26 protein-coding genes and 1 pseudogene are annotated in these 21532 nt (G+C 65.7%); 12 read left to right on the top strand and 15 right to left on the bottom strand.

Annotated features, from left to right (window positions below; translation table 11 throughout):
- Nucleotides 1-81: 81 nt before the first annotated feature.
- The 3 genes from ACFWU2_RS02230 to ACFWU2_RS02220 are packed head-to-tail and all read right to left on the bottom strand — an operon-like array spanning nucleotide 82 to nucleotide 4588.
- Nucleotides 82-2460: a PEP/pyruvate-binding domain-containing protein gene (locus tag ACFWU2_RS02230; RefSeq protein WP_378599587.1), complete on the bottom strand. Its 2379-nt coding sequence runs from the start codon at nucleotides 2458-2460 to the stop codon at nucleotides 82-84.
- Nucleotides 2451-3455: a TIGR03617 family F420-dependent LLM class oxidoreductase gene (locus ACFWU2_RS02225; RefSeq protein WP_378599584.1), complete on the bottom strand. Its 1005-nt coding sequence runs from the start codon at nucleotides 3453-3455 to the stop codon at nucleotides 2451-2453. The genes ACFWU2_RS02230 and ACFWU2_RS02225 overlap by 10 nt, the downstream gene beginning before the upstream one ends.
- Nucleotides 3452-4588, bottom strand: coding sequence for a hypothetical protein (locus tag ACFWU2_RS02220; RefSeq protein ID WP_378599581.1), 1137 nt, complete (start codon nucleotides 4586-4588; stop codon nucleotides 3452-3454). Before ACFWU2_RS02220 ends, ACFWU2_RS02225 begins: the two co-directional genes overlap by 4 nt.
- A 44-nt stretch (nucleotides 4589-4632) precedes the next feature.
- Between ACFWU2_RS02220 and ACFWU2_RS02215 the strand changes: the two genes are divergently transcribed.
- The gene (locus tag ACFWU2_RS02215) at nucleotides 4633-5232 is read left to right on the top strand and encodes a TetR-like C-terminal domain-containing protein (RefSeq protein WP_378599578.1); all 600 of its coding nucleotides are present in this window, start codon (nucleotides 4633-4635) and stop codon (nucleotides 5230-5232) included.
- A 17-nt stretch (nucleotides 5233-5249) separates the two neighbouring features.
- Here the strand turns inward: ACFWU2_RS02215 and ACFWU2_RS02210 are convergent, their stop codons facing one another.
- Genes ACFWU2_RS02210 through ACFWU2_RS02200 form a run of 3 tightly spaced genes read right to left on the bottom strand, consistent with a single transcriptional unit; the run spans nucleotide 5250 to nucleotide 6272 of the window.
- Nucleotides 5250-5405: a hypothetical protein gene (locus ACFWU2_RS02210; RefSeq protein WP_378600289.1), complete on the bottom strand. Its 156-nt coding sequence runs from the start codon at nucleotides 5403-5405 to the stop codon at nucleotides 5250-5252.
- 1 nt (nucleotide 5406) lies between these two features.
- Nucleotides 5407-5817 (bottom strand): VOC family protein, encoded by a 411-nt coding sequence (locus ACFWU2_RS02205; protein WP_378599575.1) that lies wholly within the window; start codon nucleotides 5815-5817, stop codon nucleotides 5407-5409.
- Nucleotides 5818-5822: 5 nt separating this feature from the next.
- Nucleotides 5823-6272, bottom strand: a complete 450-nt coding sequence (locus ACFWU2_RS02200; RefSeq protein WP_378599572.1) for a helix-turn-helix transcriptional regulator — start codon at nucleotides 6270-6272, stop codon at nucleotides 5823-5825.
- A gap of 156 nt (nucleotides 6273-6428) precedes the next feature.
- Between ACFWU2_RS02200 and ACFWU2_RS02195 the strand changes: the two genes are divergently transcribed.
- The 3 genes from ACFWU2_RS02195 to ACFWU2_RS02185 all read left to right on the top strand — a co-directional run bounded on the left by ACFWU2_RS02195 (nucleotide 6429) and on the right by ACFWU2_RS02185 (nucleotide 8931).
- Entirely contained in the window at nucleotides 6429-7436 is a 1008-nt protein-coding gene (locus tag ACFWU2_RS02195; RefSeq protein WP_378599569.1) for an NAD(P)H-dependent glycerol-3-phosphate dehydrogenase, read from the top strand.
- A gap of 158 nt (nucleotides 7437-7594) precedes the next feature.
- The gene (locus tag ACFWU2_RS02190) at nucleotides 7595-8176 is read left to right on the top strand and encodes an SOUL family heme-binding protein (RefSeq protein ID WP_378599566.1); all 582 of its coding nucleotides are present in this window, start codon (nucleotides 7595-7597) and stop codon (nucleotides 8174-8176) included.
- A 77-nt stretch (nucleotides 8177-8253) separates the two neighbouring features.
- Entirely contained in the window at nucleotides 8254-8931 is a 678-nt protein-coding gene (locus tag ACFWU2_RS02185) for a nitroreductase (protein ID WP_378599563.1), read from the top strand.
- A gap of 30 nt (nucleotides 8932-8961) precedes the next feature.
- Here the strand turns inward: ACFWU2_RS02185 and ACFWU2_RS02180 are convergent, their stop codons facing one another.
- The gene (locus ACFWU2_RS02180) at nucleotides 8962-10149 is read right to left on the bottom strand and encodes an AAA family ATPase (RefSeq protein WP_378599560.1); all 1188 of its coding nucleotides are present in this window, start codon (nucleotides 10147-10149) and stop codon (nucleotides 8962-8964) included.
- Between the two features lie 300 nt (nucleotides 10150-10449).
- Here ACFWU2_RS02180 and ACFWU2_RS02175 point away from each other — a divergent pair, with 300 nt between their 5' ends.
- A complete protein-coding gene (locus ACFWU2_RS02175; protein WP_378599557.1) occupies nucleotides 10450-11697 on the top strand; it encodes a glycosyltransferase 87 family protein in 1248 nt (415 codons plus the stop codon).
- On the opposite strand, the gene ACFWU2_RS02170 is transcribed toward ACFWU2_RS02175, so the two are convergent.
- Nucleotides 11667-11996, bottom strand: a complete 330-nt coding sequence (locus tag ACFWU2_RS02170) for a branched-chain amino acid transporter permease (RefSeq protein ID WP_378599554.1) — start codon at nucleotides 11994-11996, stop codon at nucleotides 11667-11669. The two genes, ACFWU2_RS02175 and ACFWU2_RS02170, sit on opposite strands and share 31 nt — an antisense overlap.
- Complete coding sequence (locus ACFWU2_RS02165; protein WP_378599551.1) at nucleotides 11989-12681, bottom strand: AzlC family ABC transporter permease; 693 nt, start codon at nucleotides 12679-12681, stop codon at nucleotides 11989-11991. Before ACFWU2_RS02165 ends, ACFWU2_RS02170 begins: the two co-directional genes overlap by 8 nt.
- Nucleotides 12682-12797: 116 nt before the next feature.
- Between ACFWU2_RS02165 and ACFWU2_RS02160 the strand changes: the two genes are divergently transcribed.
- Entirely contained in the window at nucleotides 12798-13538 is a 741-nt protein-coding gene (locus ACFWU2_RS02160) for a M50 family metallopeptidase (protein WP_378599548.1), read from the top strand.
- Between the two features lie 34 nt (nucleotides 13539-13572).
- Here the strand turns inward: ACFWU2_RS02160 and ACFWU2_RS02155 are convergent, their stop codons facing one another.
- Both ACFWU2_RS02155 and ACFWU2_RS02150 read right to left on the bottom strand, forming a co-directional pair.
- A complete protein-coding gene (locus tag ACFWU2_RS02155) occupies nucleotides 13573-14424 on the bottom strand; it encodes a DUF5995 family protein (RefSeq protein WP_378599545.1) in 852 nt (283 codons plus the stop codon).
- A gap of 149 nt (nucleotides 14425-14573) precedes the next feature.
- Nucleotides 14574-15374 (bottom strand): acyl-CoA thioesterase domain-containing protein, encoded by an 801-nt coding sequence (locus ACFWU2_RS02150; RefSeq protein ID WP_378599541.1) that lies wholly within the window; start codon nucleotides 15372-15374, stop codon nucleotides 14574-14576.
- A 70-nt stretch (nucleotides 15375-15444) separates the two neighbouring features.
- Here ACFWU2_RS02150 and ACFWU2_RS02145 point away from each other — a divergent pair, with 70 nt between their 5' ends.
- Together ACFWU2_RS02145 and ACFWU2_RS02140 are read left to right on the top strand one after the other, a co-directional pair.
- Nucleotides 15445-16539: a nucleoside hydrolase gene (locus tag ACFWU2_RS02145; protein WP_378599538.1), complete on the top strand. Its 1095-nt coding sequence runs from the start codon at nucleotides 15445-15447 to the stop codon at nucleotides 16537-16539.
- 38 nt (nucleotides 16540-16577) lie between these two features.
- Nucleotides 16578-16973: an Lsr2 family protein gene (locus ACFWU2_RS02140; RefSeq protein ID WP_378599535.1), complete on the top strand. Its 396-nt coding sequence runs from the start codon at nucleotides 16578-16580 to the stop codon at nucleotides 16971-16973.
- A gap of 2 nt (nucleotides 16974-16975) precedes the next feature.
- On the opposite strand, the gene ACFWU2_RS02135 is transcribed toward ACFWU2_RS02140, so the two are convergent.
- The gene (locus tag ACFWU2_RS02135; protein ID WP_378599532.1) at nucleotides 16976-18385 is read right to left on the bottom strand and encodes an FUSC family protein; all 1410 of its coding nucleotides are present in this window, start codon (nucleotides 18383-18385) and stop codon (nucleotides 16976-16978) included.
- A gap of 70 nt (nucleotides 18386-18455) precedes the next feature.
- Here ACFWU2_RS02135 and ACFWU2_RS02130 point away from each other — a divergent pair, with 70 nt between their 5' ends.
- Nucleotides 18456-18968: a MarR family winged helix-turn-helix transcriptional regulator gene (locus ACFWU2_RS02130; RefSeq protein ID WP_378599529.1), complete on the top strand. Its 513-nt coding sequence runs from the start codon at nucleotides 18456-18458 to the stop codon at nucleotides 18966-18968.
- A gap of 48 nt (nucleotides 18969-19016) precedes the next feature.
- Here the strand turns inward: ACFWU2_RS02130 and ACFWU2_RS02125 are convergent, their stop codons facing one another.
- Nucleotides 19017-19496 (bottom strand): hypothetical protein, encoded by a 480-nt coding sequence (locus tag ACFWU2_RS02125; RefSeq protein WP_378599526.1) that lies wholly within the window; start codon nucleotides 19494-19496, stop codon nucleotides 19017-19019.
- Nucleotides 19497-19705: 209 nt separating this feature from the next.
- Here ACFWU2_RS02125 and ACFWU2_RS02120 point away from each other — a divergent pair, with 209 nt between their 5' ends.
- Together ACFWU2_RS02120 and ACFWU2_RS02115 are read left to right on the top strand one after the other, a co-directional pair.
- Nucleotides 19706-20293 carry an HdeD family acid-resistance protein gene (locus ACFWU2_RS02120; RefSeq protein ID WP_378599523.1) on the top strand — a complete coding sequence of 196 codons (588 nt, stop codon included), beginning with the start codon at nucleotides 19706-19708 and terminating at the stop codon, nucleotides 20291-20293.
- 86 nt (nucleotides 20294-20379) lie between these two features.
- Nucleotides 20380-20478: pseudogene (locus ACFWU2_RS02115) on the top strand (DUF2510 domain-containing protein); the annotation flags it as partial.
- A 200-nt stretch (nucleotides 20479-20678) separates the two neighbouring features.
- Here ACFWU2_RS02115 and ACFWU2_RS02110 read toward each other — a convergent pair.
- Entirely contained in the window at nucleotides 20679-20972 is a 294-nt protein-coding gene (locus ACFWU2_RS02110; RefSeq protein ID WP_378600284.1) for a hypothetical protein, read from the bottom strand.
- Between ACFWU2_RS02110 and ACFWU2_RS02105 the strand changes: the two genes are divergently transcribed.
- Nucleotides 20920-21042 (top strand): excalibur calcium-binding domain-containing protein, encoded by a 123-nt coding sequence (locus ACFWU2_RS02105; protein WP_378600239.1) that lies wholly within the window; start codon nucleotides 20920-20922, stop codon nucleotides 21040-21042. The genes ACFWU2_RS02110 and ACFWU2_RS02105 overlap by 53 nt on opposite strands.
- Nucleotides 21043-21086: 44 nt before the next feature.
- Here the strand turns inward: ACFWU2_RS02105 and ACFWU2_RS02100 are convergent, their stop codons facing one another.
- On the bottom strand, nucleotides 21087-21494 hold the full coding sequence (locus ACFWU2_RS02100) for a PPOX class F420-dependent oxidoreductase (protein WP_378599520.1): 408 nt from the start codon (nucleotides 21492-21494) through the stop codon (nucleotides 21087-21089).
- Between the last annotated feature and the right edge of the window lie 38 nt (nucleotides 21495-21532).

Below are 21532 nucleotides of genomic sequence, written 5' to 3'. Positions count from 1 at the left end.
CAACATTCGTGATGCCGATGACTCGGGCTCAGTCGTGAGTGATGGCGATCTGCCTGTGTACGGTCGAGATCAGCGTATGAATCACGACTGGTCGAGACGGGTGACCACACCTCGATCTCCATCCACGCGTACACGGTCGCCGGTCTCGAGCGATTGGGTGGCCACCAAGGTGTTCACGACGCAGGGCAAGCCGTATTCGCGGGCCACCACAGCGCCGTGGGACACCGAGCTGCCGATGTCGGTGACCAGCGCCGCGATGACGGTGAAGTACGGCGTCCACCCGACGTCCGTCACCGGCGTCACGAGGATCTCTCCCCGCTGCAGCTCGCGCGCATCGACCATCGATTTTGCGACCCGCACAACACCTTCCACAGTCCCGCGACTTGCGGGTCGGCCGATGATCTCATCGCCGGTGACACCTGGCGCAGGCCGGGCGATCAGCGGGGTCGGTCGTCCGACAGACACATCGTCGAACTCGAGAGAGTTCTGGAACGCCAGCGCTTCCCGACGCTTCAGCGCGCTCTGCACGAGACCGGTGATGTCTTCCGAACCGACGACGCGTGTCAATTCGGCACGGTCGAAAAAGAACACCAGATCCGAGTCAGGCAGTCGCCCGGTCTTGGCGAGCACCTCACCGAGGTGGCGGTAGCCCAATTTGAGCGCATGCGCCATGAGCGCCATCTTCGATTTCGTCTCCTCGCGCCCACGTGCGCCGCCCTGTGCCAACCGGGCAAGAAATCTGATGGTGAAGGATCTGGGCGCTTCGACGTGGGTGCTTGCCGATTCACGACGAGCCGGATCGAGCGCCGAACGGACCATCACCTGCATCATCGCGCCCAGCCCTTCAGGATCCTCGGCCCAGGAGGGGTCACGCATGCACAACTCGCGGTAACCGCGGTGACCGTGACGGGTCAAGAACTGTCGCAAAGCTGTGCCGTCGGCGCTTCGTGTGGACTGCAGCTCGTTGACCGCGACACCCGGCTCTGCTGCCAAGAACTGCTCGGCGGCCCCGTCGTTGGCGGCTATGGCGCGTACCACCGAGTCGAGCTCCACGAGCATCATCGCGCTCTCGACATCGGAGGCTCCGGCCATGAGCCGGGTTGCCTCGGCACGACCCTCGTCCTCGCTTCGTCCGTTCTTCACCGCTTTCCTCATCAGGACGCTTTCGAGAATGTTGGCCGCAACCGCCGCGCGCGATGACGACCGCACATGTGTCAGCGTGATGTCGCAATATTGCTGCACGCCAGATTCCAACTGACACTTCACGCGTCGTGGGTCGTCGCTGGTCGGGATGTGAAACTCGGCGATCTGGTCTTCGAGGCGCCGAATCGCGGGGCCGGCGGACAACGCATAAGTGGTGAGCCGAACCGTGTTGATCAGCCTGTGCACAAAAGGTTTCGGGGGTTTCGGCTTCAGCTCGTCAACCACCCGCCCGCAGATCGAAGTGGAGAACTGCTCCAACGAATTGCCCAGGAGTCCAGAGCTCAGAGCTGTCCCCTCGGTCAGGTTCAGAAACATGTGGCCATGGAAGTAGCCCACCTGTAGCCACGGCTTCTCGTAGCTCTGCTGTGCCCGCGCCACCACCTGCGTCATCTGCATCGCGTAGTCGATGGCAAAGCCGGATACCGATGCGGTCAACGGGCAGAATGCACCCGGCATCATCTCGCCGATGTTGCAGCGCGTGTACACGTGGTCTGCGCCCGCGAGAGGCGAATCCATCTCGGCCAGATCGCCGGGCAGGGTGGTGATCGGTCGAGCCTGCAGCCACCACAGTTTGCCGGATCGGTCGATCGCCCACTCGAAATCCATCGGCCTGCACCAATGTTGCGCAGCACGCAGGGCGCCGGACCTGATATCGGCGACCTCGTCCGGCGACAAGACCGGCACCTCACCGACATCGCGAACGGCCGGGTTACCGTCCGAATCCAGGACAATGTGGTCTGAAGACGCCGTACCGTCGACGAGCGCTTCACCGAGACCAGCGACGGCGTCGATCACCGTGAGGTCGCGCCTGCCGGTCGCCGGATCGGCGGTGAACACAACGCCGGCGGCGCGCGCGTCCACCATATGCTGCACCACCAGATGCATGGTGGCCGTGGGTTGCCCGCTGTAGGCCGCGGCGCGTCGCGAACGCACGGAGGCAGCGCACCTCTGCACGGCCGCGGCGAAGTCATCGACGGAGTTCACGCCCAGCACGGTGTCGTATTGTCCGGCGAATGACTGGTCGCCGCCGTCTTCCCCGACTGCCGAGGACCTGACGGCCACTGGTACAGCACCGACTGCGGCCATGCGCGAGAACCATTCCCCCACATCATCGATGCTGACCCACTCGGGAGCATCAGCAATGACGAATCCCACCGGTACCGGAAGTCCGAGGCGGCGCAACTGCGCGAGTCCGGCCGCTTTGCCGCCGTAGCGGTCATCGGTGACCTCGTCGAATTCGATTGCGGTCAAGGGCATGATGATCCCCCCAATGCGTCGACGATTTCGGCGAGCGCCTCGACCTCGATAGGACCCGGTTGATACAGACAAATCCGGTCCGACACACCGTCGACGCGATCACGGATGTGCGCGGCGACCTCTTTCGGGGTTCCGCACGCAGCGATGGTGTGCAGTATGTCGTCGTCGATCAACGAGGCCATCTCCCGCCAGCGGCCCTGCTTGGACATCGCGTTGAGTGCGGGTTGCAGATCGCCCCAGCCGTGGGCGTCGAGCACCGGCCGGTAGGCCGGGGTGGAGCCGTAGAACGCCAGCAGCATCCGGGTTGAGGCATGGTCGTCGTCCCGTCCGGTACCCACCGACACGATGACCTCGGGAACCACCTCGAAGTCGTCCTCGCTGCGGCCGGCAGCCGCCAGCCCGTCGCGAACGGCCGGCAGCGTCGTCTCGTGCAGGAACCGCTTCGATCCGAAAGGCATCACCAACAGACCGTCGGCCACTTCTGCGGTGGCTTTGGTCAGCCGAGGCCCGAGCGCGCCGAGATAGATCGGCGGCGGACCGAACGGGTTCGGCCCGGGCACGAAGGTCGGTGTCATCAAGGTATGGCGGTAGAACTCACCGCGGAAGTCCAGTCGCTGCCCCTCATTCCACGTCGCGAAGATCGCGCGCAACGCCCCCACCAATTCCTTCATTCGCGCGACCGGATGATCGAACTGTGTGCCGTAGCGCTTCTCGATCTGTGCCCGCACCTGTGTGCCCAGACCCAGGATGAAGCGCCCCTCGCTGAGCAGTTGCAGATCGTTGGCCTGGTGCGCAAGTTGAATTGGATTGCGGGGGAATGCGATCGCGACGTTCGACATCACGTCGAGACCTTTGACCGACGACGCCAACACCAGAGGTGTGAACACGTCGAACGGTCCCTCGAAGGTGAATACACCGGATGCACCGGCTTCCTTGAGCACTTGCGCGCGTTCGACGGCATCCGTGGGCCCGAACAGGGCTGTCATGATCTTCACTGCAGCGGCGCCCGATCCGCGACGTCTGTCCAGTCGGAGAAGCCCGACGGGTGGTGCGGGCCGATCACGCCGTGCTCGAACAAGCCCGCACCTTCGCAGACCGTCCCGTCGGCTTCAGTGCACACAGCTTTGCCGACGTGGTCGATGAGACTGAAGGGCGCTCGGGCCATCACCTCCGGGTCCGTGAGGTCGAAGCTGACGCGTTCGGCGAAGGGGCCGCCCTTCCAGCTGCCGTGTGCCCACGAGGAGTCGCCTCCGTACCCCGACCCGAATGCAATAGGCGCGAACAACTTCGATTCGACATCTAGCTGAATTCGGTCCCCTGCACGGTTCATGAACTCGACATGGGCGCCCCGGGGAATCCTGGTTCCGGTCTGGTAGTCGATGGTGGCGCGCACTCCGTCGAGTTGTTCGACGCGCCCGTCCCGCCAGCGGCGCGTGCAGTCGTAGAGGCTGCGGCGGCCGTCGGAATCCTCTTGCAGGATCAAGAAGAGTTGATAGTCGTCGAAGGCCAGGGGTAGGTAGAGCCACCACATTCCGGCAAACGAAGCGTCTGGCCGACCGGTTGGCTCGGCCTCACCGACAGGTCTGATCCCCCACGATCGGTCACGGCTCGCCACGCTGGTGTCATGACTGACTTCGAGCCGTTCGCCGTCGACATCGATCCACCCCTCCCAGGACCCGACCTGGGCGAAGCGACACGCCTGTAAGGTCACTCGCCGCTCGGTGAGCATCTCGTGCGGCTTCTCCAGCGCAGCAGGAAACAGCCCGCGCCAGGTGAGGTCTGCGGAAATACCCTCGGTCTGTGCCAGTGTCAGGTGCAGCTGCTGCAGTGGCTCGATGACTTCGAGACAGTAGCCGTTGACGTTCTGGTGAAAGCGGTCCTCGTCGATGGCGTCGCTGAGGTGAAGCGCGGTCTGCATATCGCCGCGGCGGATGACGAAGTAGGCGTCTTTCACGCCGAGGCGCGGGTAGTAGCCGACTCCGGTGAGCGCCATGAAGCGGCCCTCCCGATCGAGCACGTTGAAATACGACCGGTCGTAGAAGTTTCGATCAGACGTGGTCGGCCACGTCAACGGCAGAGGTGCCTGATGGATCGGATACTCGTCGAGCGGACTCAAGTTCACAGGCACTCCCTCAAATACGATGCAGACCGTATTGGAATTACGATGAAGTCATGACAGCAGAAAGCCCAAAGGATGGCAAGAGGTCTGCGCAGCCGTCGCCGGGACGGCCGCGCGACACCAGGATTGATGCCTCGATCATTGCCGCCACCCGCGAATTGATTCTCGAGACGGGCTATTCCGCGTTGTCGTTGTCGGCGATCGCCGCGCGCGCCGGGACCACCACCGCTGCCATCTACCGGCGATGGTCGGGCAAGGCGCAACTTGTCCACGAGGCAGTACTTTCTGCCGAAACGATTTCCATGCCGGACGATTCGGGAGATATCCGCAATGAAATCAGGGTTCTGGTCGAGACGATCCGGGTCATCTTCGACCGGCCTGAGGTGCGATCGGCATTGCCGGGTCTGATCGCCGACACCGTTGCCGACCCGGAATTGCACAACATGATGATCGCGCGATTGGCCGGGAATCTGACCGCATTCGAGTCTCGCTTCGGTCAGGAGCGTCGCGACGACGACCAATTACCCATGCTCGTGGAGGTGGTCGCGGGGACCGCGATTTTCCGCATCTTGATCCGCCGGGACGCCGCCCTCGACGACACCTGGGTGAACGAGATGACCGAGATGATCACTGGCCGCTGGCCCCCCGCGTGACGGAACCACTCGCCGTATCAGTGAATCGAGCCCGCATCCTTACTGCCGTACGCTGCGCGGAGTTTGGGTTCGACGACCTTGCCACCGGGATCGCGAGGTAGTTCCTCGACCACAATCAGATCCTTGGGGTGATTGAAACGTGCCAAGTTCTCGTCGAGGTGCGCGGTCGTCATGTCAGCTCGATTCCTGGATGCGAACCATGTTGCCGGCGGGGTCGCGGAGGGCACAGTCGCGAACCCCGTACGGCTGGTCCATCGGCTCTTGCACGATCTCCGTGTCGCCGGCCTGCAAACGCGCGAAGGTCCCGTCGAGATCTGCGGTGGACAAGATGATCGAGGCGAAGGTTCCTTTCGCCATCATCTCGGCGATGGTGCGGCCCTCGTCTTCGGTGATGCCCGGGTCGGCGGTGGGCGGATACAGGACGACGGAGGGACCGGCACCGTCGGCGGAGCCGACCGTGATCCACCGCATCCCGCCGTAGCCGACGTCGTTACGAACCTCGAAGCCGAGAGTGTCGCGATAGAACGCCAGCGAAGCGTCCGGATCCGTGTGGGGAAGGAAGGTGTGATGAATGTTGATGTCCATGACGATCACCGTAAGTCGGATCCGGCCACCGATGCTTCTCGATTTCTGATCGGTCGTGTCACCTGTTTGGCCACGCACGACGGCATGCCGTCCGTCGCGAGTGCCGCCTCCCGCCTGTAGGTGCTCGGAGGGACACCGACCAACTCGGTGAAGCGCGTACTGAAGGTGCCCAGAGAAGAGCAACCCACCTCGAAGCAGACCTCGGTGACGGTGCGATCGCCACGACGGAGCAGAGCCATCGCGCGCTCGATACGACGCGTCATGAGATACGAGTACGGCGATTCACCGTAGGCGATTCGGAATTGCCTGCTGAGGTGCCCGGCCGAGATGTTCACCCCGCGGGCCAAGGCCTCGACGTCCAGAGGCTGTGCGTATTCGCGGTCGATCCGATCACGAACGCGCCGCAACAGCGCGAGGTCGCGCAGACGCTGTGCTGTGTCGGGTTTCCCGGTCACGTGCATATCCTGCCACGTCTCGCACCGTGGGAACCACGACCGGAAAAATCGCGCCGAGGTGGTTCGTCTCGTCTGCGTCCGGGAACAACAACCGAGAGGCGTCACGGCATGACAGTCTGACCGGTACGCCCGTATCTGGACGAGAGGAATTCACCGATGGCACGTCCGGTTCGCGTAGTCGTTCTCGGCTCTGGGTCGTGGGGCACGACCGTCGCCGGTCTCGCCGCGAAGAACACGCCGACGCTCTTGTGGTCGCGGAACAAGGAAACCGCCGACGAGATCAACGTCGACCACCGCAACCGCCGCTACCTGGGCGACCGGAAGCTTCCGGACGCCCTGCGTGCCACCGCGGACATCGACGAGGCCGCCCACGAAGCAGACGTGCTCGTCGTGGGGGTGCCGTCGTACGCTGTGCGTTCGACGCTCGAGCCACTCGTCCACGAACTCCGAGCGTGGGTGCCGATCGTTTCCCTTGCGAAGGGGCTGGAACCCGGGACGCGGTTGCGGCCCACGCAGGTGATCAGCGAGTGCCTCCCCGGCCATCCCGTCGGGCTGCTTTCCGGCCCGAACATCGCGAGCGAAATTGCGGACGGCAAGGCTGCCGCCTCGGTCGTGGCGATGCAGGACGACTCCGTCGGCACGGCTCTCCAACCCCTGTTCGCATCCACGCTGTTTCGGGTCTATCGCAATACCGACGTCCTCGGCTGCGAACTCGGCGGAATCCTCAAAAACATCGTGGCGATCGCCGCGGGCATGGCGGAGGGATTACGCGTCGGTGACAACACTCGCGCGATGGTCCTGTCTCGCGGCCTCGCCGAGATGACGCGCCTCGGAGAAGCGATGGGCGCCAACGCCCGGACGTTCGCCGGCCTCACCGGCATGGGGGATTTGATCGCCACGTGTACCAGTCCGGCCTCCCGCAACCGGAGGCTCGGCGAAGCGCTGGCGCGCGGGCTCAGCGTCGACGAGGCGGTGGCCGAACTCGGGCAGGTCGCCGAGGGAGTGAAGACGGCGCCTACCGTCATGGAGTTGGCTCGCGAGGCCGGAATCCAGATGCCCATCGCGGCAGAGGTGGCGGCCGTGGTCGGAGGGCACCGCAGCCCGGCGGACGCGTATCGCGGTCTGCGCCGGGTCACGCCCGGCGACGAGGAGGATGTCGTTTGATCGGCGATTATCCGGCAGTCTCGGAATTGCACTAGAAAGCGGTACACCTGGTGAGACGGCCGACCGCCGCAGGTTTCTCGTCGAGATGACGGCCCACCGGGATGACCACCGCGCCTACCGTGGAGGTCTGAGGCCGAACACTCCGACGGGAGACCGATATGCGAGTGGTGAACATGGTGACGGGCGCGGCGAAGGGCGTCGGTTCGGCGGTCGGTATCCGCACCGGCACCGAGGAACCGCGGTACGAAGTCCAGGCGAAGACTCACGGACTCGAAGTCCGCAGGTACGGCCCTCGGATCGCTGCCGAAACCACGGTGCACGGCGACGAGGAACGTGCCCGCGACGTGGGATTCCGGCGCCTGGCGGGCTATATCTTCGGCTCCAACGGAAGCAAGTCGACGATCGCGATGACCGCACCCGTGTCCCAGGCCGGAGCCTCGGACGACTCGTCGGTCATCCGGTTCTATATGCCGTCGAAATGGGCCATGGAGGACCTGCCCGACCCCGCGGACCGGTCCGTGGAACTCGTCGAGATCCAAGGCGAGACGCTGGCGGTGCTGCAATTCAGCGGCGTCCGCAGCCGCGCCGCGGTAGCGGAGCGCACCGCCGAGTTGCTGCGAACGCTGGAGTCGACGGAGTGGATCGCCATCGGCCCACCGGTGGCCTGGTTCTACGACCCGCCCTGGACGGTCCCGATTCGGCGTCGCAACGAGGTGGCAGTCCCGGTCGCTGCTCGCTGATCCACGAGAGGCCGACCCGCGCCGAGGCGGCGATCCCGTCGGGTACCGCGGCCCGGCCGGTATGCGACAGTGAGCGAATGACGAGTTCCGCCGACGTGTTGTCGAACCTTCTCGACTCCCGCTACAGCTGTCGCGCCTTTCTGTCCAAGCAGGTCCCGCGCGACGACATCGAGGGGATGCTCGGGATGGCTCAGCGGACGGCGTCGTGGTGCAACTCGCAACCCTGGCGCGTCCACCTGACCAGCGGCGCCGCGACCGATCGGCTGCGGGACGCGGTGTACACGCAGGCCGCGTCGGGTGCCCTGGACCCGGACATCCCGGGCCCCGCCGAGTATCGCGGGGAGTACGCCGAGCGCCGGCGCAACGCCGGGTATGCGCTCTACAACGCGCTGGGGATCGCCCGCGACGACTACGCGCGACGCGGCGAGCAGATGCTCGAGAACTTCCGGTTCTTCGGGGCGCCTCACGTCGCCGTCGTCAGCACCGACAAGGCGCTCGGTGTGTACGGCGCCGTCGATTGCGGTGGCTATGTGTCGAACCTACTTCTCGCCGCGGAGTCGCTCGGGATCGCGGCGGTACCGCAAGCCGCGGTGCCGATGGCATCGGCGGCATTACATCGCGAATTGGGCATCGGCGACGACCGCGACATCGTGTGCGCGGTGTCGTTCGGGTATGCCGACGAAGCACACCCGGCCAACACCTGCCGCACCGATCGCGCCGCCCTCGACGCGACTGTCGACTGGGTGGACGAATAGCGCGCGGAGGCGTCGCGGCCCGGGTGCGGCTCAATCGGTTTGACTGCGGAGATACCGGCCGAAGTGCGGCACCGTGAAACCGATGAATCCTCTTTCGGCGGAATAGATCAGACCTTTCTTGATCAATCCATCGCGTGCGGGAGACAGTGAGGCCGGCTTGCGGCCGAGTTCGGCGGCGATCTTGGACGTTGCGATGGGTCCGTCGTCACCCGACAGGTCCGCCATGGCCCGCATGTATTCACGCTCGGCCGGAGTGGCCCGCTCGTAACGCGAACCGAAAAACCCCACGGCCAGTTCTTCTTCCGCAGTGGGGGCCGCGACCCGTACGTCCTCTGCGGTGATCGGGCTGTCCGCGGCCAGATCCCAGGTGGCTTTCCCGTACGCCTGGACGAAATACGGATAACCGTCTGCCGTCTCGTACAGCAGATCCAGTGCGTCCCTCGTGAATTCGACGTCCTCCCGCTCGGCGGGCGCAATGAGGGCATGATCGGCCGCGTCCCGATCGAGGCGACCGATCCGGTGGTAGGTGAACAATCGTTCGGAGTACGACTTCGACGCGGACAACACGGCGGGCAGGTGCGGCAGCCCGGCTCCCACGACGATCAGCGGAGCGGTGTCCTGACTCAGTTCGTGGCACGCACCGCAGATAGCGGACACGTCTTCCGGCCCGAGGTCTTGCATCTCGTCGATGAACAAGGCGATTCCCACCCCGACGTCCCGAGCGAGTCCTGCGGCGTCCACGAGCAGTTCGACGAGGTCGATCTCGATGTCGCCGGAATCGGCGCGACCTTTCACCGCCGGCGCGTCGATTCCGGGTTGCCAGCGTTCGCGCATCCCTTTGTCCGCTGTGGCGCGCAGAGCGAAAGATTTGAGTACGCCGAGGAAGTGGTCGACGGATTCGGGATCCGGATGTGCGGCCGCAATCTCACGCACCGCCATGTGCAGGGCAGACGACAGCGGGCGTCGCAAACCCTGGTCCGGACGCGCCTCGATCTTGCCCGTGCCCCAGCTCTTGGCTATGGCAGCGGAGCGCAGGTGATTGAGCAGAACGGTTTTCCCGACACCGCGCAGACCGGTGAGCACGACGCTGCGTTCGGGCCGGCCGCGGGAGATGCGCTCGAGAACGACATCGAATGCCGCGAGTTGTTTCTCTCTGCCGGCGAGTTCGGGCGGGCGCTGTCCCGCGCCGGGGGCGTACGGGTTGCGGACCGGATCCATCGGTCGATGGTAGCGAGCTGCACAGGTGTTTCTGGGTTGCTCTAGCGCGTGTCGTAGAGAGCCGAATGCAGATGTATCAGCGGGACGTGACGCATGTCCGGAGAATATTCGAGAATCTAGCGTTATTTCTAGAGAGCTGAATATTCTCCGGACGACCTAGTCGTGAGAGAGATCACATTTAGAAGCCGACAAACAGGGTATGTCAAAGCGGCTGCGAGACCATGCTTCTCGTCCCTCCACGGAAATTACAACGATTGTGTAACGTAGCCACATCCGTTTCCGACCCGGAGGTACCCGCCCGTGCTGTTGACCGAAGTCCGCTCCCGACCTGTGCGATCCGCGTTGATCGCGGTGGGTCTCGTGGTCTCGGTCCTGGCGGTGTGGGGCTATATGCGTGACGCGACCACCGAATACCTGATGGACCTCGACGTATTCCGCGACGCGGGCTGGGCTTTCCTCCACCACACACCGCTCTACACCGAGGGCTTCTTCAGTCATTCCGGGTTCCGGTTCATCTACCCACCGTTCGCGGCCTTCCTCTTCGCTCCGATGGCTCTGGTGAGCAGCGCCGTGCTGCAGGTGGTGTGGACGGCCGGACTCATCGCACTCGTGTGGTGGATGCTGCAGGTGATCTACCGTCGCCTGGACATCGGTCACGCCGGCCTGATCGCGTCGGCCACGCTCGGTGTCGTCCTCTTCCTCGAACCGTTCCGCTCGAACTTCGCGTTCGGCCAGATCAACATCGTGCTGATGGCACTCGTCGTCGCCGACGTCCTCGGGGTCATCCCCAAGCGCTTCCGCGGTGTGGGTATCGCCCTGGCCGCCGCGATCAAGGTCACTCCGGCAGCATTCGGCCTGCTCCTGTTGCTGCGCCGGGATCTGCCGTCGGTAGCGCGCGCGTTCGGCGCGTTCATCGCGACCGTCGCGTTCGGCTACTGGCTGCGACCCGAGTCGACCGTCTTCTTCTGGACCGAGGAATTCTTCGCGACCGATCGTGCGGGCGACCCCGGATTCTTCCGGAATCAGGCACTGACCGGCCTCATCGCGCGATTCGACTTGTCCGAGGGCCTCAGCAAAGCCCTGTGGCTGGCCGGCGCCGCGCTGATCGTGGCCGCCACCGCGTGGGCCGCCTACCGCTTCCTCCGCGCGGACGAACCCGTGGTGGCGCTCGCGCTCGTCGGCCTGGCGTCGCTGCTCGCCGCACCCATCGCGGTCACCCATCACTGGGTGTACGCGCTGTTCCTCGTGCCGCTTCTCGTCGCACCCCGTTATCGCTCCTGGTGGCCCGTCCTGCTCCCCGCCACCCTGGTCTTCCTCGCCGGGCCCAACCACCTGCTGCGCGACGCGGCGTCGCGAGGATGGGTGGAACAACTCCTTCTCGAAGTACTCGGCACGTCGCAGTGCCTTGCAGCCATCGCGGTGTTCGTCGCCGCGGTGATCGCGGCGCGCAGCCGCCGCCCGGCACTGGCCGAAGAATCCGGCGTGTCCGAAGACGTACCGGCGGCGCAGCAGGAGGCTCAGCCCCACACGGTGGACGCGACCAGATAGAGACCTGTCCCCACCACCGTGCTGAGAGCGGCGTTGCGGCGCCACACGTGCACCGCGACGGTTCCCGCCAGGCCGACGGTCGCGGGCAGCCACGTCGTCTGCCCGACGTCACGCAGTGTGTACATCACCAGGATCACCATGACCCCCGCGGGCATCGTGCGGCCGAGAAAGCCGACGAAGGCCGAGTCCCGCAAAGCGGACAACGCCACGAAAGGCGCCGCGCGCAGCGCCACGGTCACCGCGAACATCACGAACAACGCGGTGAATACGTATCCGGCACCCGGCACCGAGTCAGGCACGAGTCGTCGCATTCCGGTAGACGAACCGGACGAACAGCGCCACGACGAACAGCGTCAGGCCGATCACCAGCATCTGCTCTTTCGCGACGAGCATCGCCACGAGACCGCACACCAGCGCGATCACGGGAGCGGGCACGTCCCGGTTCGCACGGAACGCATCGATCGCGAGCACCGCGAACAACGCGGTGAGGGCGAACTCGAGACCCTCCAGTCCGGCGGGCAGCACCGCCCCGATCAGCGCACCGACCGTGCCCGACGCAACCCACACGATCTGGCACACCACTTGCACGGTGAGGATCCGGGTGCCGGACAGGTCGTCGCGTGCCTTGGGCGCGACGATCGCGTACGACTCGTCGGTGAGCGCGTAGATGCCGTAGAGCCGTCCGATGCGACTGCGGATCCGGTGCAGCGGAAACGACAGTCCGTAGAAGACATGACGGAAATTGACCAGCAGCGTCGCGGCGGCGATCGACGCAAGGGGCGTCACGGCGCCGATCAGACCGATCGCGAGGAACTCCATCGACCCCGCGTAGATCACGGTGGAGAAGACCGGCGCCCACCACCACTCGAACCCGCCTTGCGTGAGCACCACGCCGAACGCGAGACCGAGTGGGACGAGACCGAGGCCGACGGCCCACGAATCGGCGATACCCGCACGGATCTGCGTGGTGCGAGGGTTGAGCATGGCTCCCAGATTATCGACGGGCGCATCACCCTCCGCGCGCACCGTACGATGACGCGTCCGTCCTCCCGACAGTTCGACGGGACCGCACTCGGCGGCCCGACACGGAAAGGTGACCGGTGGCGTCCACCCTCGATTCCTTCACGAACGCGGTGCAGTCCGCGTGGCAGGCCGTCTCCACGGTCGATGAGCCGGCTCCGTCATGGCTGGTGGTCGGTACGGCGATCATCGCCCTTCTGCTGGTGTGGGTGCGGCCGCTGTGGCTCAAGACCCGGCATGTCATCACGCAGGCACACGAGGGCTCCCACGCGCTCGTCGCCGCTCTCGTCGGGCGGAAACTCTCCGGGATCCGGCTGCACAGCGACACCTCCGGTGTGATGGTTTCCTCCGGCAACCCCCGCGGACCCGGAATGATCGCGACGACCTTCGCCGGGTACACCGGCCCCGCCGTCCTGGGCTTCGCGGCCGCGACCCTGCTGACCCTCGATCGTCCCGCCGCGGTGCTGTGGTCGATCCTCGCAGCGCTCGCGGTCCTGTTGCTGCTGATCCGCAATCTCTACGGGTTCATCTCGGTGGTTCTCGCCGGCGCCCTGGTCGGTGCGGCCGCTTACTTCGGTGATCCCGTGGTCCGCTACGCGGCCGCGTATCTGATCACCTGGATCCTGCTCCTCGGCGCGACGCGTCCGGTTCTGGAACTGGCACGCACCCACCGGCAGGGTCGCGGGCGCGGCTCGGACGCCGATCAGTTGCGCGGGCTCACCCGGATACCGGCCGGGATCTGGATCGCGATCTTCGCGCTCGTCACGGCGGGGACCGCCGTGTACGGGACGGTGCGGGTCGTGGTGACCCACCTCGGGTGACCGCCCCGCCGTCACACTGTCGGCACTCGGCCGGTCAGAAGATCCCGATGGCTTCCGCGGTGTCGAGAACGACCTCGGAGGCGTGCCACTCGGCCCACATCGCGGCCTCACCCGCGCCCTCCGTGGCCGGGGACATCAGTGCCCGGCTGCTGGCCCATGCCACCGCGCGCACCGTCTGGAAGAAGATCCCGGCGGCACGCTCACTGCCGATGACGTCGCCCACGATCGACACCGAGAAGAGTTCGGTGAGATCGGTTCCGTAGTCGGCCTCGATCTCGCGGATGATGTTCGGCGTCGCCGTGCCGAGGACCTCGCCGTACTGGTTGAAGTCGTCCCACCGCTCAGCCGGGGTATCGACCGCGGCCAGCGCGGCGGGCAGGTCGAGCAGCAGATGCGCGCTCATCCCGCTGGTGGCCACACGACCGCCGGAGTGCTCGCAGTCCGTTGCGGTCCGGTAGTAGAGCTCCCACGGCGCGGGCACCGGCGCGCCCGTCGCATGCGCGTGCACGCCTGCCAGATAGCGCTGCACGAAGTCCACGGCGAGGTCCTCGGCCCATTGCGCATCGTCGTAGTCGCCGCGCTCGATCGAGGGGACGGTGGTGTCGAGGATCTCCTTGTAGACGACCGCGAATCCGCCGCGCGGGTCTCCCGCGTCACCCCACAGCTCGGCGATCTCGGTGACGTTGTCGCGAGCGTCCTGCAGGGTCCGGTTGTTCTCGGGTGCCGATACGTCCGCTATTTCCGCCATGACCCCGGCGTCCACGCGGGGCGGGCAGGCGGAAGCGGGGCGCGCCTGGGCAGTGGACGTGGCCGTACCGACGAGGAGGCCTACGGCCATCGTGGCAGCGGTGAACGCAGAGACCATGAAGCCAGCCGGTTTTTTCATGAGGATCAAGGCTAGCCCGGTCCACTGTTTCGGACAAACGCGGCCATTCGACTTCGATCACCGATCGCGATGAACACGCCCGACCCGAACCGGCCCGGCAGGAATCCCGACCACGGGGACGGACGACGAACCGGACGGAGCAGAGCGGGTCAGCCGAAGTCGACCTGCCGGTGCGCATTGGCCAGCGCGGTGACCACCCCGGTCCCGAACGGACCGAGCCTGTCGAACAGCACGGCCGTGCCCACCGCGACCCCGTCGGTACCGATGTGATTGTCCGCCTCCACACCTATTTCGAGACCTTCGGGCAGGCGCGACAAGGCGAGCGTCACATCCGCGTTGATGAATCCCACGCCCTCGTCACCCCAGTTGGTCACGAAGCTTGTTCCCTCGCCCACCATCGCGGTGTTGACGAACGGCGACTGTTCCTCCCCGACGATCACCGGAAGCTGCCTCGACCACAGGCGTTTGCGATCCGAATTCTGATGCTCCGAACGCCCTCGTGACCAGCGGCCGTCGCTGCTGTACCAGGAGTAGGTATCCGTGGCCGGAGGGGAATCGACCACTTCCGGGGGCGGCGAAGGATGTTCGTCCCGGGTCCAGACGGTGCCCGGAGGCTGTTCCGACCGCCGCAGGTACACGACCGTGGCCCGGGCCGATACCTTCCCGCTCTGGATCAGGCTCGCATCGGCGACCCGGATCCGGTTTCCGTCCCGCACGCGAGTGGTGCTGAACGTGATCGTCTCGTTGCGGACCGGCGCGAACAGATCGAGAGTGAAGCGCGCCGGCACGAATCCGTCCGGCGCGTGGGCATTCTCGAGTTCCCGGGCGATCAGCCCGCTCACACACGGCCCGTTGAGCATGGTGTCCGACCACGGACTGGCCGCGTACTTCGTCGGCGTGTAGATACCGTCGGCTTCGGTGAAGAATCCACGTTCCGGGCGTTGGGGCATTCCCGGATTCTCGCAAGTGCAGGTGTGAGCCCGTTCACCGGGGACGCCCCCGGGGGTGACAACGAAAGCGATGGGCCAAGATGAGCGCGTGCGCGCACACGAGGTAGATACGACCCGGGCACCGATCCCACTGATCGTCGATGTCGACACCGGCATCGACGACGCACTCGCCCTGCTGTACCTGCTGGCGAGCCCGGAGGCCGAGATCGCCGCAGTCCTGTGCACCGCGGGAAATGTCCCGGTACACCAGGTGGCGACGAATACCCTTGCGTGGCTGGAGGTGTGCGGCCGCCCGGATATCGAAGTCGCGGTGGGATCGACGGTACCCCTCGTCGCGCCGTTGATGACGACCGAGGATACGCACGGTCCCCGCGGCGTCGGTTACGCGGAACTGCCTGCGCCGACGCGCGGCCCGTCGGCACGCTCCGCTGCCGAAGCTTGGGTCGAGCTCACGCGCGAACGGCCCGGGGAACTGACCGGGCTCGTCACCGGACCCCTGACGAACCTCGCTCTCGCTGTGCGTCTCGACCCCGGTGTTCTCACCAGGCTCCGCCGGCTGGTGGTGATGGGAGGTTGCTTCAATCACCCGGGCAACACCACGCCGACCTCGGAGTGGAACGTCGCGGTCGATCCCGAGGCCGCGAAGGTCGTGTTCGACGCGTTCGCGGGACTCGACCCGGAGCGGCGCCCGCTCATCTGCCCATTGGATACGACCGAGTCGATCGAGATGCATCCCGCACACATCGCTCGGATCGCAGAACTCGCGGGAAGTGTTCCCGGAGAGGACCTGTCGCCGGACGATCCCCGCGGCCGCCGATCACGGGCCTCCGTTCCCGTCGTGCGCCACCTGTCCGATGCGCTGCGGTTCTACATGGAGTTCCATCGAGACCAGAACCTGGGATACCTCGCCCACGTGCACGATCCGTTCGCCGCCGCGGTCGCACTCGGCACCGTCCCCTTCGTGACGCGACCCGCCACCGTCGATGTCGAACTCGACGGGCGGATCACTCGGGGCACGACGGTCGCCGACTGGTCGGGAATCTGGGGACGAGAACCCGATGCGGACATCGTGGTCGGTACGGAACCCGAGTATTTCTTCACCCATCTCATCGAGCGAGTCGCACTTTATGTGCGCGACTTGTACGTACCCGGGAGTAACAACTAGCGTCGCATTTGCAACATTTCGGGGACAAGGAGAATAGCGTGGCGCAGAAAGTGCGCGTCGAGTATTTCGACGACATCGACGGTCAACCCATCGCCGATGGTCTGGCGCAATCGTTTCGGATCGCCGTGGACGACGTGGAGTACGAAATCGACCTCCGGCCGGCAAACGCGGACAAGTTCTGGGCCGTTCTACGTCCGTGGCTGAAGAAGCCCCCCGGCGCACGCACACCGGCCCCGCGCGCCGATGTCACGGAACGTGTGATCAAGCCGTCGCGGCCACGGGCAGCCCGCAAGCGCAAGACCCTTCCGTCCACCCGTTCCCCGGAACAACTGGCGGCGATCCGGCACTGGGCCCGCAACGAAGGGTTCGACGTCAGTTCGCGGGGCCGCATTCCGTCGCACATCCTCGAACGGTTCGAGACAGCGCACTCCTGATCTCAGGACGGCAGGTGATGTCGATCGTCGCGGTGGATGGTCACCGCGGCGACGACTACACCCACCACCACGCCGATGAGGGTGTCCCCGACTCGACTGAGCGCGATATCGGCACCGAGCGGTTCGCCGATTCCGGTGAGTAGCAGCGCCATTGCGGTGACGAAGATGCTTGCGACGGCGTAATTGCGGGTGACGAACAACTCGGTGATCGTCTGGAGCAGCACGATGACCGCGACGACCGGCCAATAACCGAGATCGAGTACCAGCACCGCCGCCGCGATGAGAGCCCCGACGACGTTGCCGAGCAGACGTTGAATCGCACGGGCGACGGTGTGCCGGTAATTGACGCCCTGCAGGGCGGCCATCGCGCCCATCGTGGCCCACAGTGGATGCTCCAACCCGACGGCCGCCGCGAAGCATCCCGCAAGTGCCGAAGCGGCCAGGACGCGGCACGAGCCGACGAGCAGCGCCCGGTCACGCAGGAGCAGCGCTCCCTCCCGAACGAAGCCCCGAGGACGCTCGAGGACCGGCAAGGCCGAGATGTCCCCGCGAGGAATATCGATGGCGGGGCGCACCTTCCGCAGTTCCGCCTCGAATCTGACGAAGTCGGCGCGGCGTCCCGCGAGCGTGTCGTGAGGCCCGTTGTCGATCACTGCTTCCGCGGCGTCGACGAGCGCCAGTAGTTCGACGGTATGCGAATCCCTACGGCCGCTGAGCGCGATCACTTCCCGCGCACGGGCGGCCGCCGCGCAGGCGGCGGGCACGGCTGCTTCACCGTCGGTCTCGAGGGATGCGGTCGCCGCGAGAGCACGCGCCACGGCAATGCGCGCCGGCCCGTGTGGATTCCAGAGTGCCGGGAGCAGCGCGACGATCCAGCCGACCAGTGCGCCCGCCGCGGCCGCGGCGGTGGCGATCCGCACATCGGAACCGGTGTGGGCGAAACCCGCCGCGCCGGCGGCGGCGAAGATCAGGATGACGGGCCCCGGGCCCGTCATCCTGAATGCGGACAGGAATAGATATGCCAGCCCTGCCGCCACCGACAGCACCGGGATCTGAAGCCATATCGAGAGTCCGAGCGCGCCGAGCATCGCACCGGAGAACGTGTATGCGACGACACACGCTCCGATACACGCGAGCTTTCCTGCCATCCGCGGGTACGGCTCGTGGCGGAGGAAGGCACAGCACAGCGATCCGAGCGCGGCAAAACCTGCGACCTCGCTGTACCCGAGCAGTCCACCACCGACGAGCGCGATGAGCGTCGCGAAGCCGACGCGTATCGCGATCGCGACAGTCGGGTCCGCGCGGCGCATTTCGACCACGTCGCGCCATGCGGACGGCGATACGGAATGGGCCAGCGCGCGTACCGAGTGCTGCACGCGACTGTCACGCATGCCGGAGGAGGAGCGCTGCATTCCTTCCACAGTAATACTTTGAGGATAAATTATCTACGAAGCGATTCGGTCCGGCCGTTAGAATGCGCATATGCCCTCGTCTTCCGACCGCCCCGACTACGTCGACCGCGTCCGTCGCGCATGGGAAGACCTCTACCCCGACCTCGACCTCCGACCCCTCGACGTGATCGGCCGCATCACGCGCATCGGTGCACTCGCCCTCGTGCGCCTCGAACGCGAACTCGAACCGAGCGGCATCGGACGCACCGAATTCGAGGTGCTCAGCGCGCTTGCGCGAAGCCCCCACCCGCTGCGTGCCAGCGAAGTCACCTCTGTCACCGGCATTTCCGGCGCGTCCACCACCAAGCACACCGAGCGACTCGCGAAACTCGGACTTGTGGAACGGCTTCGCCTCGAGCGGGACGGACGCGTCGTGCTGTTGTCCATCACCGATACCGGCCGCGCCCTGGTCGAGTCGGAACTACCCCGGCGGGTGCAGAGCGAGCGGCAAATGCTGGACGGACTGAGCGAGGACGAACTCGACGTCCTGACCGGCCTGCTGCGGCGCATCGCACGCAACGTCGAAGATCAGAACTTACCCTGATCGGCACCCGGATCGCCGGCAGGCCGTGATTGCATCCGGCGCTGCGAATCAGGGCATCTCCATCGTTTCCGACCGTTCGATCTCCGCAATCGCCCGGCGCAGACAGGGACCGGGGGCCGCCTTTCGCGCAGCCAGAAGATCGGTCAATACCAGTAGCCCGGCGGTGAGGTACTGCTCCGGCGCGATACGAGGATCCGTCGCCTCGACGTCCTGCACACCCAGTGCACCGGTGATCACCGCGACCACCGCGTCAGGCTGCATCGACGGAAGCCATCGCACACCGTCGCGTACAGCTCGCGTGAGTACGGTCTGCACGTCCTCACCTGTCAGGCCATCGGGATGAAGTTCTTCGAACAACTCACGCATCATCCCGGCATGGACCGCGGTGACCGTCTCGTACGGCAGGCCCACGAGATCGTCGAGTGCATCGCCGAATAGGTCGCTCGCTCCGGCGCGCGCAGCGGTGAGCGCCGCATCGGTCGCGGACGCGATCCGCTGGGTCGTCTTCGGCCAATGATCGGGCCACACAGTACTTCGCCTCGCTTTCGGTCGCAGGTCCGCCGGGGGTCGCGGCGGCGAATCCTGCCGCATCAGTTTTCACGATGCCACCGACCCTTCTGCGAACGGGCCGCACCCGCGCAACGCAGCGGTGCCGTTTACGGGTCACGGCCACGTCCGCGGGCCTATTCTGGGCACACCAAGATCACGACTTCGAGGTGTCATCACGAGGAGTTCCCATGTCCGCGAGCCCCGTTTCTCCCTCCGACCCGTTCAGGTCGCTGTTCAAGCAAATCTGGTGGGTGGTGCTCATCCGCGGCATTCTCGCCGTGCTCTTCGGCATCGTCGCACTGGTGTGGCCAGACATCACGGTGTGGGCACTGGTCATCGTCTTCGCGATCTATGCGATCGTCGACGGGGTGGTGCTCGGTGCCCAAGCGGTACGCGACCGCGCGTCGCTCGCCGGGTGGGGCTGGTGGCTCGCGATGGGTGTCGTATCTGTCGTCGCCGGCATCGTGGCCCTCGTCTGGCCCGGGATCACCGCGCTGGCCCTGCTGTACGTGATCGCCTTCTACGCCATCCTGTACGGCATCACCGGCATCGTCGGCGGCCTTCGATTCCGGAAGGTCCCGGATTCCGGGTGGATCTGGTCGGTGATCGCCGGGGTCCTCGCGGTGGTGTTCGGCCTAATCCTTCTCATCTTCCCCGGTGAAGGCATCCTGAGCCTGATCTTCCTGGTCGGCATCTACGCGATCCTGTTCGGTGCGCTGCTGATCGTCATGGCGTTCCAGGTGCGCAACTCCGCGAAGCGGATCGGCGTCATCTGACGGGCGGCGCTCCTGCTTGCGGTGTAACAAACCGACCGGTATCCCCGACGTTCTGACGGAACACACTTCCTCAGAACGGATCGACCATGAATCCTCCTGCCGGCTGGCATCCCGACCCCTTCGACCCATCCATCGACCGCTACTGGGATGGTGAACAGTGGACCGAGCAAACCAGGCCCAAAGGTAGCGATACTCCCACCCAGGTCTTCGGTTCTGTCGATCCAGGAGGTCACCCGTCGGCCGGCGATGAAAAGAAGCGCCGGAAGTGGCCTTGGGTGGTCGGCGCGGGGTTCGTGGGAATGCTGGCCCTCGGAGCAGCCCTAGGGGAGGAACAGCCGGCGCCTGATCCGTCCTCGGTCGTGTCCACTACGACCAGTTCGGCATCTCAGACCACAACAACGGCGCGACCCACCACGACGACAACGCTCCGGACGACTACGGCGGCACCGACAACGACCTCGGAGATGCCGGCTCCGGTGCCGCCGGTCCCCCAGATCGAAACGACAACCAGCGCGACAACGGAATACACGCCGCCGGCTGCCCCGGCGTACACCCCGCCTCCGGCGACGCAATACACACCTCCACCCACAGCGGAGTACACACCTCCGCCGGCTCCGCCGGAGCCGATCGCGTCGTACAAGAACTGCAGCGAGGTAAAGGCAGCAGGTGCCGCTCCCATCCGTAGAGGCGAACCCGGGTATGCAGCCCACCTGGACAGGGACGGGGATGGCATCGCCTGCGAAAAGTAGCCTCCCGGCGGTGCAGGCGGCCTCCGCCGACCGATAACGACCGGTCAGGCGTTCGCGAGTCGTCCCCACGCGTGCCAATGATCGATCTCGATCCACGCGCTCACCCGCCGCCTGTCGCGCTGGTGGTAAGGGTTGCCGGTGTAGTGCGCCGAGATGCGGTCGATGTCGGTCAGGTCCGGATCGTCGACGAATTCCACCACCCGGCCCTGGATGCTGACGTGGGTGATCCAGTCCTGGGGATCCATCGCGGACAGGCTCACGCGCGGGTCGTGGCGCAGGTATTCGAGCCGCTTTCGTCCCTCGTCCATGTTCACGAGAATGCGTCCGTTCTCGTACATGTACCAGGTGGGCACCGACACCGGTTGCCCGTCGGCCCGCAGGGTGCTGATGGTGGCGTAATTGGGCTGAGCAAGGAACTCGGCAACAGCGGCAGGAACCGGAGGCTTCGGCACAATCGAGCCTTTCTCGAGGTGAGGATCGGACCGGACAA

It is taken from the genome of Rhodococcus sp. NPDC058639, from assembly GCF_042717545.1.
In the GTDB taxonomy this organism is placed as follows: domain Bacteria; phylum Actinomycetota; class Actinomycetes; order Mycobacteriales; family Mycobacteriaceae; genus Rhodococcus.
The sequence above is the reverse complement of the archived record's forward strand: the minus strand, read 5'-3'. Positions and strand labels throughout refer to the sequence as shown.

Bases quoted from the DNA above. Each gene is read 5' to 3' on its own strand.
- ACFWU2_RS02180 (WP_378599560.1), bottom strand. From the start codon at position 10,149: ATGGATCCGGTCCGCAACCCGTACGCCCCCGGCGCGGGACAGCGCCCG.
- ACFWU2_RS02205 (WP_378599575.1), bottom strand. From the start codon at position 5,817: ATGGACATCAACATTCATCACACCTTCCTTCCCCACACGGATCCGGAC.
- ACFWU2_RS02230 (WP_378599587.1), bottom strand. From the start codon at position 2,460: ATGCCCTTGACCGCAATCGAATTCGACGAGGTCACCGATGACCGCTAC.
- ACFWU2_RS02135 (WP_378599532.1), bottom strand. From the start codon at position 18,385: ATGCAGCGCTCCTCCTCCGGCATGCGTGACAGTCGCGTGCAGCACTCG.
- ACFWU2_RS02195 (WP_378599569.1), top strand. From the start codon at position 6,429: ATGGCACGTCCGGTTCGCGTAGTCGTTCTCGGCTCTGGGTCGTGGGGC.
- ACFWU2_RS02155 (WP_378599545.1), bottom strand. From the start codon at position 14,424: ATGAAAAAACCGGCTGGCTTCATGGTCTCTGCGTTCACCGCTGCCACG.
- ACFWU2_RS02210 (WP_378600289.1), bottom strand. From the start codon at position 5,405: ATGACGACCGCGCACCTCGACGAGAACTTGGCACGTTTCAATCACCCC.
- ACFWU2_RS02185 (WP_378599563.1), top strand. From the start codon at position 8,254: ATGACGAGTTCCGCCGACGTGTTGTCGAACCTTCTCGACTCCCGCTAC.
- ACFWU2_RS02110 (WP_378600284.1), bottom strand. From the start codon at position 20,972: ATGGGAGCGGCACCTGCTGCCTTTACCTCGCTGCAGTTCTTGTACGAC.
- ACFWU2_RS02190 (WP_378599566.1), top strand. From the start codon at position 7,595: ATGCGAGTGGTGAACATGGTGACGGGCGCGGCGAAGGGCGTCGGTTCG.
- ACFWU2_RS02150 (WP_378599541.1), bottom strand. From the start codon at position 15,374: ATGCCCCAACGCCCGGAACGTGGATTCTTCACCGAAGCCGACGGTATC.
- ACFWU2_RS02130 (WP_378599529.1), top strand. From the start codon at position 18,456: ATGCCCTCGTCTTCCGACCGCCCCGACTACGTCGACCGCGTCCGTCGC.
- ACFWU2_RS02145 (WP_378599538.1), top strand. From the start codon at position 15,445: ATGGGCCAAGATGAGCGCGTGCGCGCACACGAGGTAGATACGACCCGG.
- ACFWU2_RS02120 (WP_378599523.1), top strand. From the start codon at position 19,706: ATGTCCGCGAGCCCCGTTTCTCCCTCCGACCCGTTCAGGTCGCTGTTC.
- ACFWU2_RS02165 (WP_378599551.1), bottom strand. From the start codon at position 12,681: ATGCTCAACCCTCGCACCACGCAGATCCGTGCGGGTATCGCCGATTCG.
- ACFWU2_RS02215 (WP_378599578.1), top strand. From the start codon at position 4,633: ATGACAGCAGAAAGCCCAAAGGATGGCAAGAGGTCTGCGCAGCCGTCG.